At 71.0% G+C, this 14,475-nt stretch carries 12 protein-coding genes and 1 riboswitch; of the genes, 5 read left to right on the forward strand and 7 right to left on the reverse strand.

The window, feature by feature from the left end; all coding sequences use genetic code 11:
* Positions 1-17 precede the first annotated feature (17 nt).
* A complete protein-coding gene (locus tag CCL05_RS06230; RefSeq protein WP_086559468.1) occupies positions 18-2,840 on the reverse strand; it encodes a bifunctional acetate--CoA ligase family protein/GNAT family N-acetyltransferase in 2,823 nt (940 codons plus the stop codon).
* Between the two features lie 174 nt (positions 2,841-3,014).
* On the opposite strand from CCL05_RS06230, the gene CCL05_RS06240 reads away from it, so the two are divergent.
* Complete coding sequence (locus tag CCL05_RS06240) at positions 3,015-3,296, forward strand: HPr family phosphocarrier protein (protein WP_003993478.1); 282 nt, start codon at positions 3,015-3,017, stop codon at positions 3,294-3,296.
* A 139-nt stretch (positions 3,297-3,435) separates the two neighbouring features.
* Here the strand turns inward: CCL05_RS06240 and CCL05_RS06245 are convergent, their stop codons facing one another.
* The 4 genes from CCL05_RS06245 to CCL05_RS06260 form a co-directional block, all read right to left on the reverse strand.
* On the reverse strand, positions 3,436-4,131 hold the full coding sequence (locus tag CCL05_RS06245) for a GntR family transcriptional regulator (protein ID WP_086559469.1): 696 nt from the start codon (positions 4,129-4,131) through the stop codon (positions 3,436-3,438).
* A gap of 188 nt (positions 4,132-4,319) precedes the next feature.
* Positions 4,320-5,129 carry a M23 family metallopeptidase gene (locus CCL05_RS06250; protein WP_086559470.1) on the reverse strand — a complete coding sequence of 270 codons (810 nt, stop codon included), beginning with the start codon at positions 5,127-5,129 and terminating at the stop codon, positions 4,320-4,322.
* A gap of 13 nt (positions 5,130-5,142) precedes the next feature.
* Positions 5,143-5,306: riboswitch (cyclic di-AMP (ydaO/yuaA leader) on the reverse strand.
* Positions 5,307-5,498: 192 nt separating this feature from the next.
* Positions 5,499-6,887, reverse strand: a complete 1,389-nt coding sequence (locus CCL05_RS06255; protein WP_086559471.1) for a M16 family metallopeptidase — start codon at positions 6,885-6,887, stop codon at positions 5,499-5,501.
* Positions 6,884-8,281: a M16 family metallopeptidase gene (locus CCL05_RS06260; protein WP_086559480.1), complete on the reverse strand. Its 1,398-nt coding sequence runs from the start codon at positions 8,279-8,281 to the stop codon at positions 6,884-6,886. The genes CCL05_RS06255 and CCL05_RS06260 overlap by 4 nt, the downstream gene beginning before the upstream one ends.
* A gap of 395 nt (positions 8,282-8,676) precedes the next feature.
* On the opposite strand from CCL05_RS06260, the gene CCL05_RS06265 reads away from it, so the two are divergent.
* Positions 8,677-11,133, forward strand: a complete 2,457-nt coding sequence (locus tag CCL05_RS06265; RefSeq protein ID WP_086559472.1) for a DNA gyrase/topoisomerase IV subunit A — start codon at positions 8,677-8,679, stop codon at positions 11,131-11,133.
* Here the strand turns inward: CCL05_RS06265 and CCL05_RS06270 are convergent.
* The gene (locus CCL05_RS06270; protein WP_086559473.1) at positions 11,130-12,215 is read right to left on the reverse strand and encodes a CobW family GTP-binding protein; all 1,086 of its coding nucleotides are present in this window, start codon (positions 12,213-12,215) and stop codon (positions 11,130-11,132) included. The two genes, CCL05_RS06265 and CCL05_RS06270, sit on opposite strands and share 4 nt — an antisense overlap.
* Before the next feature lie 360 nt (positions 12,216-12,575).
* Between CCL05_RS06270 and CCL05_RS06275 the strand changes: the two genes are divergently transcribed.
* The 3 genes from CCL05_RS06275 to CCL05_RS06285 all read left to right on the forward strand — a co-directional run bounded on the left by CCL05_RS06275 (position 12,576) and on the right by CCL05_RS06285 (position 14,333).
* On the forward strand, positions 12,576-13,019 hold the full coding sequence (locus CCL05_RS06275) for a DUF6082 family protein (protein WP_244204190.1): 444 nt from the start codon (positions 12,576-12,578) through the stop codon (positions 13,017-13,019).
* 224 nt (positions 13,020-13,243) lie between these two features.
* The gene (locus CCL05_RS06280) at positions 13,244-13,483 is read left to right on the forward strand and encodes a hypothetical protein (protein ID WP_167409520.1); all 240 of its coding nucleotides are present in this window, start codon (positions 13,244-13,246) and stop codon (positions 13,481-13,483) included.
* Positions 13,484-13,634: 151 nt separating this feature from the next.
* Positions 13,635-14,333 (forward strand): DUF6082 family protein, encoded by a 699-nt coding sequence (locus tag CCL05_RS06285; RefSeq protein WP_244204191.1) that lies wholly within the window; start codon positions 13,635-13,637, stop codon positions 14,331-14,333.
* Positions 14,334-14,347: 14 nt separating this feature from the next.
* Here the strand turns inward: CCL05_RS06285 and CCL05_RS47110 are convergent.
* Positions 14,348-14,475 (reverse strand): citrate/2-methylcitrate synthase (locus tag CCL05_RS47110; RefSeq protein ID WP_143589817.1); only part of this gene is annotated, 128 nt, incomplete at its 5' end.

The raw sequence follows: 14,475 nt of genomic DNA on the forward strand, positions 1-14,475 counted from the left end.
GCACCGCTCGCCCCCGGTCAGTACGCGGGCAGGGTCCGCGGGCCGAGGTCGTCGCGGGCGGGCGGTGGCGCGAGGCGGACGGAAGCGCCCAGGACGCTCAGGCCGTGCGAGGCGACGACGACCGGCTCCAGGGTGACCGCGACGACCTCGGGATGGTCGTCGACCAGCCGGGACACCCGCAGCAGCAGCTCCTCCAGGGCGCGGGTGTCGGCCGGTGCGGAGCCGCGCCAGCCGAACAGCAGGGGTGCGGTGCGGATCGAGCGCACCAGCGAGGTCGCCTCCTTGTCGGTGACCGGGATCAGCCGGTGGGCCGTGTCCCCGAGCAGCTGCGAGGCGGCCCCGGCGAGTCCGAAGGAGAGCACGGCTCCGGCCGCGGGGTCGATGACGGCCCGTACGACGACGTCCACGCCGCGCGGCGCCATCCGCTGCACGACGGGGCGCAGCTCCTCCGGTGCTCCGAACAGCTCGGTCAACTCGGTGTACGACCGGAGCAGTTGGTCCTCGTCCGCGAGGTCGAGGCGTACGCCGCCCAGGTCGGCGCGGTGCCGCAGGTGCGGGGCGGTGGCCTTGAGGGCGACGGGGTAGCCGAGGGCGCGGGCGGCCTCGACGGCGGCGTCGGGCGTCGGGGCGGGCAGGGCGCGGTGGACGTGGATGCCGTAGTCGCCGAGCAGGTCGCAGGTCTCGTCCGCGCCGAGCGTGAGTCCCTGCCCGCGCGCGAGGAGCCCGTCGATCAGCGTGGCGGCGCCCTTTACGTCGATGTCCTCGTACTCGGGCACCTTGCCGGGGTCGGCGGCGTCGCGCCGCCACTGCGCGTAGGTGACGGCCTGCCCGAGGGCGCGGACGGCGCGCTCGGCGGCGGGGTAGGCGGGGATGAGGTGCTCGCCTTCGGGAGCCTCGGCGGTGGGGAGCCGGTCTTCCGTGGATTCCGGGCGAGGGGCGATGTGCGGAGGACTGTCCGCCTCGGTCTGCGGTGCCGTGCTCGCCGCCGCCGACAGGGCCTCCGCCAGGCCGCCCAGCTCCACGTGCACCACCAGGACCGGCTTGGCCGGGGCGGCGGCCACCGCGCAGCGCAGCGCGTCGGCGAGGGCGGCGTCCGCGACCGAGCCCTCCCCTACCGCCGGTATGGCGGTGACGACCACCGCGTCGCACCGGTCGTCGGCCAGCGCCCGCGACAGGGCCGCGTGGAAGTCCGCGGCGGACGCGGCCGTGGTCAGGTCCTGCGGGGGGTGCGGCCGCAGCCCCTCGGCGAGGCACGCGTCGTAGGTGAGCAGGCCGAGCGACTCGGAGTTGCCGAGGATCGCCACCCGGGGACCGGCCGGCAGCGGCTGGCGGGCGAGCAGCAGCCCGGCGTCCACCAGCTCGGTGATCGTGTCGACCCGGATGACGCCGGCCTGCCGCAGCAGCGCGGAGACCGTCGCGTGCGGCAGCCGGGTCGCCCTTACGGCGTGCCCCTGGGGCGCGGCCGCGTGCCGGGCGCCCTGGACGACGACCAGTGGCTTCGCCGCGGCCGTGCGGCGGGCGAGGCGGGTGAACTTGCGCGGGTTGCCGATGGACTCCAGGTACATGAGGACGACGTCGGTGTCGGGGTCCTCGTACCAGTACTGGAGGACGTCGTTGCCGGAGACGTCGGCCCGGTTGCCGGAGGAGACGAACGTGGAGACGCCGGTCACGCCCGTGACGCCGCCGCCGCGCCGGTGCAGCCGGGACAGCAGGGCGATGCCGATGGCGCCGGACTGGGCGAACAGGCCGATCCGGCCCGGACGCGGCGTCTCGGGCGCGAGGGAGGCGTTGAGCCGTACCCGCGGGGAGGTGTTGATGATGCCGAAGGCGTTCGGGCCGATGATCCGCATGCCGTAGGTGCGCGCCTGCCGCACGAGCGCGCGCTGGCGTTCGCGCCCCTCGGTGCCGCTCTCGGCGTATCCGGCGGAGACCACGACCAGCCCCTGCACGCCGTGTTCGCCGCACTCGGTGACGACCTCGGGCACGTGTTCGGCCGGCACGGCGACGACCGCGAGGTCCACGGGGCCGTCGATGTCCCGCACCGAGCGGTGGGCGGGGACCCCGTCGAGCTCCTTCTGACCCTCGGGCAGTGCCCTGTTCACGGCGTAGAGGCGACCGGTGTACCCGGCGTCGCGGATGTTGCCGAGGACGCTGCGGCCGACGCCGCCCGGGGTACGCCCCGCTCCGATGACGGCGACCGAGCCGGGCGCGAGCAGCCGCTGCACGGACCGGGCTTCGGCGCGGTGCTCGCGCGCGTACTGGACGGCGAGGGAGCGGTCGGTGGGTTCGAGGTCGAACTCCAGACGGACGACGCCGTCCTCGAAGCTGCGCTTCTGGGTGTACCCGGCGTCCGTGAACACCTTGATCATCTTGTTGTTGGCGGGCAGCACCTCGGCGGCGAAGCGGCGGATGCCGCGCTCGCGGGCGACGGCGGCGATGTGTTCGAGGAGAGCGGAGGCGACGCCCCGGCCCTGGTGGGCGTCCTGCACGAGGAAGGCGACCTCGGCCTCGTCGGCGGGTGCGGACGCGGGCGTTCCGTCCGCGCCGATCCGGTCGTAGCGTACGGTGGCGATGAACTCGCCGCCGACTGTGGCCGCGAGTCCCACCCGGTCCACAAAGTCGTGGTGCGTGAAGCGGTGGACGTCCTTGGCGGACAGGCGAGGGTACGGCGCGAAGAAGCGGTAGTACTTCGACTCGTCGGAGACCTGCTCGTAGAAGCTGACCAGGCGCTCGGCGTCATCAACGGTGATGGGCCGGATGCGCGCGGTGCCACCGTCGCGCAGCACCACGTCGGCTTCCCAGTGGGCGGGATACTCGTGCCGGTCCGGCGAGGTCTGCATGGGCCCCAGAGTACGTCTGGCGTCTGACAACGGCGCGAGGCAGTCTGTGGAGGGCGTCAGTCGGGTCGAGGCCGCGATCCGACGGCACCCGGGGCGGTGCATCAGGACCGCTCCGGCAGCTTCACGTATGGGAAACTGGTCTAGACAACCCTGAAAACCGAAGGGCAGCAACACATGGCTGAGCGCCGCGTCAACGTCGGCTGGGCCGAGGGCCTCCACGCCCGCCCCGCCTCCATCTTCGTCCGAGCCGCCACGGCCGCAGGCGTCCCGGTGACGATCGCCAAGGCAGACGGCAACCCCGTCAACGCGGCCTCCATGCTGGCCGTCCTCGGCCTCGGTGCCCAGGGTGGCGAGGAGATCGTCCTCGCCTCCGACGCCGAGGGTGCGGACGCCGCCCTGGACCGGCTGGCGAAGCTGGTCTCCGAGGGCCTCGAGGAACTGCCCGAGACCGTCTGAGTGCACATCCTGAAGGGCTCGTCCGAATTCATCGGGCGGGCCCTTCGCCATTCCTGATCGCGGGTCGTTGATTTTCCGTTGACGGGCAGCAGAAATAATCCCCCGCGAATTACCTGGCTCTTTGTATACGGCTCTTGTGTTAATGCCGCAGGCTCGCCGTGTTTACGGGATGTTGCGAGTTCCTCACACGCTCGGCCCGCTCCCCGGCGGAGCCGAAACGCAGCCGGTGCGCGGCCGTCGCGCGCTCGGTGTGCAGCGCCGTGACCGCCCGCGCGCGCTCGCTGTCCCCGCGCGCCACCGCGTCCACGATCGCACCGTGCTCGGTCCAGGACTCCACGGGCCCGGCCGGCGCCTCGACGGTGTACATCCAGGCGATCTTGTGGCGGAGCTGGGTGAGCATCGAGGTCAGCGCGGGGCTGCCGGAGGCCTGTGCGAGCGTCTCGTGGAACCAGCCGCCCAGGGAGCGCAGGTCGTCGCTGTTGCCCCGGCGGGCGCGCTCCTGGCCGAGCCTGACCAGGCCGCGCAGGACCTTCAGATGGGCCTCGGTGCGGCGCTGGGCCGCGCGGGCCGCGCCGAGCGGCTCCAGCAGCAGCCGCATCTCCAGCAGGTCGGCGGCCTCCTGCTCGGTGGGTTCGGCGACGCACGCGCCCGCGTGCCGCCGGGTCACCACGAAACCCTCGGCCTCCAGGGTGCGCAGGGCCTCCCGGACGGGGACGCGCGAGACGCCGTAGCGGCGGGCGAGGAGTTCCTCGGTCAGCCGGCCGCCGCGTTCGTAGACACCCGCGACGATGTCGTCCCGGATGGCCGTGCACACCGAGTGCGCCGGAATGCGCATGACCGACCTCCGTTTAATCCCCGTGAAACGTCGACGAGTGACACGTGTTCCGTGACTCTATTGCAATGAGCCGGAATTTCCGACGGGGGACCGGAATCCATGGATATTTTTTGGACAGCCGGGCGTCACAAACGCCGAAAGCCCCGGCTCGGGGAGCCGGGGCCTCGGGGAAGCGGAGTGGTGCGCCGTCAGACGCTCACGCCGTGCGAGCGGAGGTAGGCGACGGGGTCCATGTCGGAGCCGTACTCGGGGCTCGTCCGGGCCTCGAAGTGCAGGTGCGGGCCGGTGACGTTGCCGGTCGCGCCCGACAGGCCGATCTGCTGGCCGGGGGTGACCTTCTGGCCCACCGAGACGCCGATGGACGACAGGTGGCCGTACTGGGTGTACGTGCCGTCGTTCATCTTGATCACGATCTGGTTGCCGTAGGAACCGCCCCAGCCGGCCTCGACGACCTCGCCCATGCCGACCGCGTGGACGGAGGTGCCGCTGGCGGCGTGGAAGTCGACACCGGTGTGGCTGCCGGAGGACCACAGGCCGCTGCTGGCCTGGTAGCCGGTGGAGACGTACGAGCCGGAGATCGGGGGCACGAAGGTGTTGAGGCGCTTGCGCTCGGCCTCGCGGGCGGCGCGCTCCTTGGCCTCGCGGGCGGCGCGCTCCTTGGCCTCGCGGGCCTTCTCGGCTGCCTCCTTGGCCTCCTTGGCCGCCTCGGCGGCCCGCTCGCGGGCGGCCTCCTCGGCCTTCTTCTTGGCGGCAGCCTCCTCGGCGGCCTGCTTCTGGGCGGCGGCCTGGGCGTCGATCTGCTGGGCCACGGTGTCGCCCATGGTGACGACGGGGGTGAGGCCGGTCTGCTCGACGGAGGGCTCGGCGGCGAAGGCCGGGGCGGCCACGGTGCCGATGACACCGGTGGTGGCGAGAGCCGCGACGCCCGCCGCGCGGGCCGTGCCGCGCTGCACGCGGCTGGGACGACGATGCTTCCCGGTGGCGCGGGTGAACGCCATGGAGTGCCTGGTCCTTTCCTTCCTTCTCGCCTACCGGGTTAGCTGACGGGTTCGGAGCAGGAAGGTCTCCTACGGACCCCCTCGCGGCTCGCGCGGGCGTCCGATTCACCCCAGGGACTGCGGTGGGTCCCCGGCTCCCCTGGCTCGCGCCGTACGGGGACTCGGCGATGACTGTCCGGTGCCGCGGGTGCGGCGCACTGCCTGACGAACAGCCCGGACGAACCTAAGCGGGTCCACTTTCAATTCCCAAACGGATCCGGGTTTTTGTAGCGCATCCCACAGGGCAGACACGCAACCTCCACACCAATTCGGGCATAAAGGAGCCCTGGTGCCTTAGAAGACAACCAGGGCCCCTACGCGCGCGTGCCCCTACTCGGCGGCGACGACCGCGACTTCGCCGATGCCCAGGGCCTCGACCGGGCCCCTGATCTGCGCCGCGTCACCGACGAGCACCGTCACCAGACGGTCCACCGGGAAGGCGCTGACGGCCGCCGCGGTGGCCTCCACGGTGCCGGTCGCGGCGAGCTGCCGGTACAGCGTGGCCTGGAAGTCGTCGGGCAGGTGCTGCTCGACCTGGTCGGCCAGCGTGCTCGCGACGGCCGCCGCCGTCTCGTACTTCAGCGGCGCCACACCGACCAGGTTCTGCACGGCGACGTCCCGCTCGGCGTCGGTCAGCCCCTCGGCGGCGAGCGTGCGCAGCACCGTCCAGAGGTCCTGGAGGGCGGGGCCGGTGTTGGGCGTGTCCACCGAGCCGCTGATGGCGAGCATCGCGGCACCGGTCCCGTCCGGGGCGGACCTGAGGACCTGGCCGAAGGCCCGCACCCCGTAGGTGTAGCCCTTCTCCTCGCGCAGCACGCGGTCCAGGCGGGAGGTGAGGGTGCCGCCGAGGCAGTACGTGCCGAGCACCTGCGCGGGCCACACGCGGTCGTGCCGGTCCGGGCCGATCCGGCCGATCAGCAGCTGCGTCTGGACGGCGCCGGGGCGGTCCACGATGACGACCCGGCCCGTGTCGTCGGCGGTCACCGGCGGCACCGGGCGCGGCTCGGCCGCGGAGCCGGTCCAGGCGCCCAGGGTGTCACCGAGCAGGGCGTCGAGGTCGATGCCGGTGAGGTCGCCGACGACCACGACGGTGGCCGTGGCGGGCCTGACGTGCCTCTTGTAGAAGGCGCGTACGGCCGCGGAGTCGATCGCGGCGACCGTCTCCTCGGTGCCCTGGCGGGGCCGGGACATGCGCGAGTCCGCGGGGAACAGCTCCTTGGAGAGCTCCTTGGCGGCACGGCGGGCGGGGTTGGCCAGCTCGTGCGGGATCTCGTCGAGGCGGTTGCGGACCAGCCGCTCGACCTCGCTGTCCGCGAGCGCGGGGGCCCTCAGGGCGTCGGCGATCAGGCCGAGCCCCTTGGCGAGCCGGGAGGCCGGCACCTCCAGGCTGAGCCGCACGCCGGGGTGGTCGGCGTGCGCGTCGAGGGTGGCGCCGGCGCGCTCCAGCTCGGCGGCGAAGTCCTCGGCGGAGTGCTTGTCGGTGCCCTCGGAGAAGGCCCGGGCCATGATCGTGGCCACGCCGTCGAGGCCGGCCGGCTCGGCGTCCAGGGGGGCGTCCAGCAGCACCTCCACGGCGACGACCTGCTGGCCGGGGCGGTGGCAGCGCAGGACCGTCAGGCCGTTGCCGAGCGTGCCGCGCTCGGGGGCCGGGAAGGCCCACGGCTTGGCCTCGCCCGCCTGCGGCTGGGGGTGGAAGTCCATCGTGGCGAGCTCGGTCACTTGGCCGCCTCCTCGTTCTCGTTCAGGGCCGCGGCTGCGGTGTCCTCGGTGGTGTCGGCGTCCTCGGCGGTCTCCGCGTCGCCCGTCTCGTCGGCGACGGGCTCGTAGACGAGCACCGCGCGGTTGTCGGGCCGCAGGCGGGCCTTGGCGACCTCCTGGACCTCCTCGGCCGTCACCTCCAGCACGCGCTGTACGGCGGTCAGGGCGAGCTGCGGGTCGCCGAACAGGACGGCGTACCGGCACAGTTCGTCGGCGCGGCCGGCGACCGTGCCGAGCCGGTCCAGCCACTCGCGCTCCAGCTGGGCCTGGGCGCGCTCCATCTCCTCGGCCGTGGGCCCCTCCTCGGCGAACCGGGCGAGCTCCTCGTCGATGGCGGACTCGATGACCGGGACCTCCACGTCACCGGACGTCTTCACGTCCAGCCACCCCAGGGAGGGCGCCCCGGCGAGCCGCAGCAGGCCGAAGCCGGCCGCCACGGCCGTACGGTCCCGCCGCACGAGACGGTTGTACAGGCGGGAGGACTCGCCGCCGCCGAGGACGGTGAGGGCCAGGTCGGCCGCGTCGCACGCGCGCGTACCGTCCTGCGGCAGCCGGTAGGCGGCCATCAGGGCGCGCGCCGGAACCTCCTCCTCGACGACCTCGCGCAGCTGCTCGCCGATGATCTCCGGCAGTGTGCCGTCCCGGGGCGCGGGCTTGCCGTCGTGCCCGGGGATGGAGCCGAAGTACTTCTCGATCCAGGCCAGGGTCTGCTCCGGGTCGATGTCACCGACGACGGAGAGCACGGCGTTGTTCGGCGCGTAGTAGGTGCGGAAGAACGCGCGCGCGTCCTCCAGGGTGGCCGCGTCCAGGTCGGCCATCGAGCCGATCGGCGTGTGGTGGTAGGGGTGGCCCTCCGGGTAGGCGAGGGCGGTCAGCTTCTCGAAGGCGGTGCCGTAGGGGACGTTGTCGTAGCGCTGCCGGCGCTCGTTCTTGACGACGTCGCGCTGGTTCTCCATCGACTCGTCGTCGAGCGCCGCCAGCAGGGAGCCCATGCGGTCGGCCTCCAGCCAGAGGGCGAGCTCCAGCTGGTGGGCGGGCATGGTCTCGAAGTAGTTGGTGCGCTCGAAGCTGGTGGTGCCGTTCAGCGAGCCGCCCGCGCCCTGGACGAGCTCGAAGTGGCCGTTGCCCTTGACCTGGGCGGAACCCTGGAACATCAGGTGCTCGAAAAGGTGAGCCAGGCCGGTACGCCCCTTGACTTCGTGGCGCGAGCCGACGTCGTACCAGAGGCACACCGCCGCGACCGGGGTCAGGTGGTCCTCGGAGAGCACCACGCGCAGGCCGTTGGCCAGGCGGTGCTCGGTCGCTGTCAGGCCCCCGGAGCCTGCCTGGGCTGTGGCCGTGTGACCCATGGGCATGTACGTCCCTTCGATCGCGGCGCGGTCGATCAAACCGCGGTTTTCCTGGCGAGTCCTGCCACTGTATGCAAGCGTGCGGGGCCCTGGTGAAGTTCCCGGGGGGCGTACGCGCAGAGCGAGAGGGGGAAGCGTCCGCGGGCCGTGTGCGGGGGTGACGGCGTGCCCGGCCCGGGGCCGGCGGAAGACCGTCGGGAAACCTCGGACCGGCCGGTGCACGGCAGTCCTCCGGCAGCGTCCGGTTCCCCCGCCCGGACCCGGCGAACGGCGCCCTCGGCGCGCCTGCCAACCCCCGCCGGGCGGCCCGAGGGCCGGGCCCTGGTCCCGGTTGTCAGTGCGGCGGTCCACAATGGTCGGCGTCAGATCTCGTTCAACGCTTCAGCAAGGAGCCGGCAGCGATGGCCCGCCGCAGCACGAAGACCCCGCCGCCCGACGACTCGTACGAGGAGAGAATCCTCGACATCGACGTCGTCGACGAGATGCAGGGCTCCTTCCTCGAGTACGCGTACTCGGTCATCTACTCCCGCGCCCTGCCCGACGCGCGCGACGGCCTCAAGCCGGTGCACCGCCGCATCGTCTACCAGATGAACGAGATGGGCCTGCGCCCCGAGCGCGGGTACGTCAAGTGCGCCCGTGTCGTCGGCGAGGTGATGGGCAAGCTGCACCCGCACGGCGACGCGTCGATCTACGACGCCCTCGTGCGCATGGCCCAGCCCTTCTCGATGCGTGTCCCCCTGGTCGACGGCCACGGCAACTTCGGCTCGCTGGGCAACGACGACCCGCCGGCCGCCATGCGGTACACCGAGTGCCGGATGGCCGAGGCGACGAGCCTGATGACGGAGTCCATCGAAGAGGACACCGTCGACTTCAACCCGAACTACGACGGCCAGGAGCGGGAACCGGTGGCGTTGCCCGCCGCCTTCCCGAACCTCCTGGTCAACGGCGCCTCGGGCATCGCGGTCGGTATGGCCACGAACATGCCGCCGCACAACCTGCGCGAGGTGATCGCCGCCGCCCGCCACCTGATCAGGTACCCGAACGCCGATCTCGACGCCCTGATGAAGCACGTCCCGGGCCCCGACCTGCCCACCGGCGGCCGCATCGTCGGCCTGTCCGGCATCCGGGACGCGTACGAGACGGGCCGCGGCTCGTTCAAGATGCGCGCCACGGTGGCCGTGGAACCCGTGACGGCCCGCCGCAAGGGCCTCGTGGTCACCGAGCTGCCCTTCACGGTCGGCCCGGAGAAGGTGATCGCCAAGATCAAGGACCTGGTGGGCTCGAAGAAGCTCCAGGGCATCGCCGACGTCAAGGACCTCACCGACCGCGAGCACGGTCTGCGCCTGGTCATCGAGATCAAGAACGGCTTCGTGCCGGAGGCGGTCCTGGAGCAGCTGTACAAGCTGACGCCGATGGAGGAGTCCTTCGGCATCAACAACGTCGCCCTGGTCGACGGCCAGCCGCTCACGCTGGGTCTGAAGGAGCTGCTGGAGGTCTATCTCGACCACCGGTTCACCGTCGTGCGGCGGCGTTCGGAGTTCCGCCGCGGCAAGAAGCGCGACCGGCTGCACCTGGTCGAGGGTCTGCTGACGGCCCTGCTGGACATCGACGAGGTCATCCGTGTCATCCGCTCCAGCGAGAACTCCGCGCAGGCGAAGCAGCGCCTGATGGAGCAGTTCTCGCTCAGCGAGGTGCAGACGCAGTACATCCTCGACACGCCGCTGCGCCGTCTGACCAAGTACGACCGCATCGAGCTGGAGGCGGAGAAGGACCGGCTCAACGCGGAGATCGAGGAACTGACCCGGATCCTCGACTCGGACACGGAACTGCGCAAGCTGGTCTCCACCGAACTGGCCACGGTCGCCAAGAAGTTCGGCACCGACCGGCGGACGGTCCTGCTCGAGTCCGGTGGTGCCACGGTCGCCACGGTGCCGCTCCAGGTGGCCGACGACCCGTGCCGGGTGCTGCTGTCCTCGACGGGTCTGCTGGCCCGCACGGCGAACGGGGAGCCGTTCCCGGAGGACGCCGGCGCCAAGCGCGTGAAGCACGACGTGATCGTCTCGGCGGTGCCCGCCACCGCCCGCGGCGAGGTGGGGGCGGTCACCTCGGCGGGCCGGCTGCTGCGGCTGAACGTCATCGACCTGCCCCAGCTCCCGGAGTCGATGGCGACACCGAACCTCGCGGGAGGCGCCCCGCTGGCGGAGTTCGTCTCCCTGGAGGACGACGAGACGGTGGTCTGCCTGACGACGCTCGACGAGTCGTCGCCGGGCCTGGCGCTCGGCACGGCACAGGGCGTGGTCAAGCGCGTGGTGCCGGACTATCCGTCCCACAAGGAGGAGCTGGAGGTGATCACCCTCAAGGAGGGTGACCGGATCGTCGGCGCGGTCGAGCTGCGCACCGGCGAGGAGGACCTGGTCTTCATCACCGACGACGCCCAGTTGCTGCGCTTCCAGGCGTCCCAGGTCCGCCCGCAGGGCCGCCCGGCGGGCGGCGTGGCCGGCATCAAGCTCTCCGAGGGCGCGAAGGTCATCTCCTTCACGGCGGTGGACCCGGCCGTGGACGCCGTGGTCTTCACCGTCGCCGGCTCTCGGGGCACGCTGGACGACTCCGTGCAGACGACGGCCAAGCTGACCCCGTTCGACCAGTACCCGCGCAAGGGCCGCGCCACCGGCGGCGTCCGCTGCCAGCGGTTCCTGAAGGGCGAGGACTGCCTGTCCCTGGCCTGGGCGGGCCCGGCCCCGGCGCTCGCGGCGCAGAAGAACGGCACCCCGGCCGACCTCCCCGAGATGGACCCGCGGCGTGACGGCTCGGGTGTGTCCCTGGCGAAGACGGTGGCGGTGGTGGCGGGGCCGGTCTAGAGCCCTCCGGCGGAGGGCTCAGGCAGATCTTGCTCTGCCGGGTCCTCCTCCGGGTTCTGTACGTACCTGAGGACGCCCCACATGCCGCGCTCGTCGGCGTGCGGGGCGTCGCTCCTGCACGCGCCGAGTTCCTTGTCGAGGGCGGGGGCATCGATGCCGGAGCCGATGAGCACCAGCTGGGTGAGGCGTTCGCCGCCGGCCGGCCAGGGCTCCGGGTAGAAGCGCAGGAACCGTCCGACGGCATGGACGGCGTACCGGTTGTGGACGTCGTACGGCCCGAAGTCGACATAGCCCTTGATCCGGTACAGCCCCTCGGGCCGGCTGTCGAGGAACTCCATGAGCCGGCGCGGGTCGAGGGGCTCCCGCGAGACGAACGACAGGCTGTCGTAGGCGCTGTGCAGGTGCTCGGCGTGGTCGTCGGCGCCGTGCTCGTGCAGGTCGTCGAAGGACAGCTGCCCGATGCGTTCCTCGCTGGGCCGGCAGTCGAAGAGGAACTCGGGGTCGATCCGGCCGTAGGAGGCCGGGACGACGGCGGCGCGGTCGACGAGGGAGCGGACCAGTCCGAGGACGCGTTCGCTGTCCGCCGCCCGGTCGAGCTTGTTGACCACGACGAGATCGGCCAGCGCGAGATGCCGGTCGATCTCGGGATGCCTGGACCGGGTGTCGTCGAACTCGGCGGCGTCGACGACCTCGACGAGCCCGCCGTACACGATCCCCGGGTGCTCGCTGGCGAGCACCATCCGCACGAGTTCCTGCGGCTCGGCCAGCCCGCTCGCCTCGATGACGATGACGTCGATGCCGAGGGAGGGTTCCGCGAGCCGTTCCAGGTACTGGTCCAGCTCGCTCGCGTCGACGGCACAGCACAGACAGCCGTTGCCGAGCGAGACCGTCGAGTCGCCGAGCGCTCCCGCCACGGCCATCGCGTCGATCTCGATGGCCCCGAAGTCGTTGACGATGGCGCCGATACGGCTGCCGCCGCTGCGATGGAGGAGGTGGTTGAGCAGTGTGGTCTTCCCCGAGCCGAGGAATCCGGCCAGGACGACGACCGGGATCTGCTGCGGTTCCGGGCTCGGCAGGCTCACCGTGCGACCTCTCTCACGCCGACGCGTGCACCGGCTCGCGTTCCCGGCACACGTACGAGGATGGGATGCCGCCCCAGGATACGAGCCGTGGGAATCGCGGCGAAGTGAACGATTGTTAGCAGCACTCGCGGGGCAGACGTTGGGCATGGCGCCGGTTTGTGCGACCCTCGCTTCCCTCCGTGCGCCTCCTCTCCGCCTCCCCGCCGATCAGAGCCGCTCGGCACTCTGGGAGACGGCAAGCGCCGCCCACCGCAAGCCGGTCCCCTCCAGTCGACCCGCATACCGACGACCGGCGGACGTCCGCCTGAATCGGGGGTTGACATGGGCACACGGAATTTGAGGTTTCGGGGGCTGGGTGCCATGGTCTCGGCGGAGATCGGCCGGGCGGTGGGCGCCGCCGTCGCCCTGGCCGCTCAGTGGCAGAGCCACACCGGCTCTCAAGAGCAGCGTCTGCACTGGGAGATGCTGAGCAAGGCGATCGACGGTCCGGAGCTGGCCGAGGTGCTGGACGCCGTCTCGCCCAGGAAGCAGCGCCAGTTCCTCTTCGCCCACGCCCTGTACACGAACACCCTGGCCTATCACCGCATGGGCAACATGAGCCGGGAGGAGTTCTTCGGCTTCGCCCGGAGCATGCTCCGTAACCCCGTCTTCAGGGAGTACTGGAACGCCTCCCGACCGCATCGGGCCACCCTCGTCGGCTCCTCCGAGGAGGCGGAGCTCGGATGCGTGGTCGACGATCTGCTCGAGCAGCTGGAAGAGGCTGACACGGACGAGTGGTGGGTTGTAGGCGAGGCGCCGGATTGACGTCGTGCCGTCAACGACGCCTCCGTCCTCCGCATGACCAGACCAGCGGTTGATAACGAAACCGCAATAGTGTGCCGACCGGCGGTCTTAACAAGGTTGACTCTGCCCTCGGTTGCGAGCGGTTCGACAAGCGTCGTTCGCTCCACCGAGCTGCCGGCGCCGCATAGAAAAGGGCTCGTCGGTTTCAGTGTTCGCGTGCCCTGCCATGCACTTAAGGATCACCAGTGACGCACATTTTCCGTCGGATCGGTGTCCCCCCGCGTGAACGCGGAAGCATCTCCGGCGCAAATTGCCCCGACCTCTTCGAATTGACTGACGGAAACTTCGCCGTCATCGGGACGGAAGCCACCGCCGAGTTGGAGGACGAGCTTCCAGCGGACGCCTCGCGGGCCGACTACGAGAGGATCGTCATCATCACCCGGGAAACCCTCGTCCGAGCCAAGGCGGACATCCCGGACGCCTGATCCGCACTCGAGCGAGGCCTCCGGCCCAGTCGCTGCCGGCCGGACAGCGACCGCCTGCGCGTATCCCTGACGCGCAGGCGGTCGCCACACGGGCAGAACCGGTTTCCCGCTCCCCCGACGGGGAAGTATCACGCAGATGTCGGGAGGGTGGATGGATCACCGGCGCTTCAGACGTTCCCTCTTACGGACATGCCTGTGGGGGGCGGCAAGCCTCGCCGGAGCGGCACTCGTCGGTGCGGCTTCCATCGTGATCAGCGGCTGGCTCCTGAACGGTGTCGAGGACACCAACGGCGGACGCCAGGCCGCGATAGAACGCAGCGCCATCGGCGACTACTTCGGCGGCGTCAGCGCGGTCTTCTCGGGGCTGGCTCTGCTGCTGCTTGTGATCACGCTGCTGTTCCAACAGCGAGAATTACGCTTGCAGCGTCAGGAGCTGTCCCTGCAGCGCCAGGAACTCATCTCCTCCCGCGAAGAACTACGACGCAGCGCAAGATCCGACCTGCGGGCTCTGCACGTCCAATTGACTCAGATGGCAATGGCCGACCCCACGCTGGCGAGCGTGTGGAACGACTATCCTGGCGAACCACACGAGGTAGTCCGCCAGCACTTGTTCGCCAATCTCACTTTCGGCCATTACTTACTCTTCTACGAATGGGGAGACGTAACGGAAGAGGAGTTGCTCGAGTACGCTCGCACTCTTCTCCAGAGTCCCTTGTTCCACCGCTACTGGGAGGCCTCTCGTGGCGCGAAGGAGGGCCTTTCGCCAGACAGCCACGAGGGTCGGCTCTTCCGTATCTTCGAGCAGGTCATCCGCGAAGCTCAGGCGCACGGAACACGCAATCCACCGTGACGTGCGGCAGGCACTCAGACACCCCCACTCACTTGCGGGGCCGGCCCCACATAGCGCGCCACCGGCCTGATGATCTTCGTGTCCTCCGCCTGTTCCAGGATGTTGGCGCTCCAGCCCACCACGCGCGCTGCGGCGAACGTCG

This window comes from Streptomyces africanus (assembly GCF_002150735.1).
Classification (GTDB): Bacteria; Actinomycetota; Actinomycetes; order Streptomycetales; family Streptomycetaceae; genus Streptomyces; species Streptomyces africanus.

Bases quoted from the DNA above. Each gene is read 5' to 3' on its own strand.
- CCL05_RS06230 (WP_086559468.1), bottom strand. From the start codon at position 2,840: ATGCAGACCTCGCCGGACCGGCACGAGTATCCCGCCCACTGGGAAGCC.
- CCL05_RS06240 (WP_003993478.1), top strand. From the start codon at position 3,015: ATGGCTGAGCGCCGCGTCAACGTCGGCTGGGCCGAGGGCCTCCACGCC.
- CCL05_RS06245 (WP_086559469.1), bottom strand. From the start codon at position 4,131: ATGCGCATTCCGGCGCACTCGGTGTGCACGGCCATCCGGGACGACATC.
- CCL05_RS06250 (WP_086559470.1), bottom strand. From the start codon at position 5,129: ATGGCGTTCACCCGCGCCACCGGGAAGCATCGTCGTCCCAGCCGCGTG.
- CCL05_RS06260 (WP_086559480.1), bottom strand. From the start codon at position 8,281: ATGCCCATGGGTCACACGGCCACAGCCCAGGCAGGCTCCGGGGGCCTG.
- CCL05_RS06265 (WP_086559472.1), top strand. From the start codon at position 8,677: ATGGCCCGCCGCAGCACGAAGACCCCGCCGCCCGACGACTCGTACGAG.
- CCL05_RS06275 (WP_244204190.1), top strand. From the start codon at position 12,576: ATGGTCTCGGCGGAGATCGGCCGGGCGGTGGGCGCCGCCGTCGCCCTG.
- CCL05_RS06285 (WP_244204191.1), top strand. From the start codon at position 13,635: ATGGATCACCGGCGCTTCAGACGTTCCCTCTTACGGACATGCCTGTGG.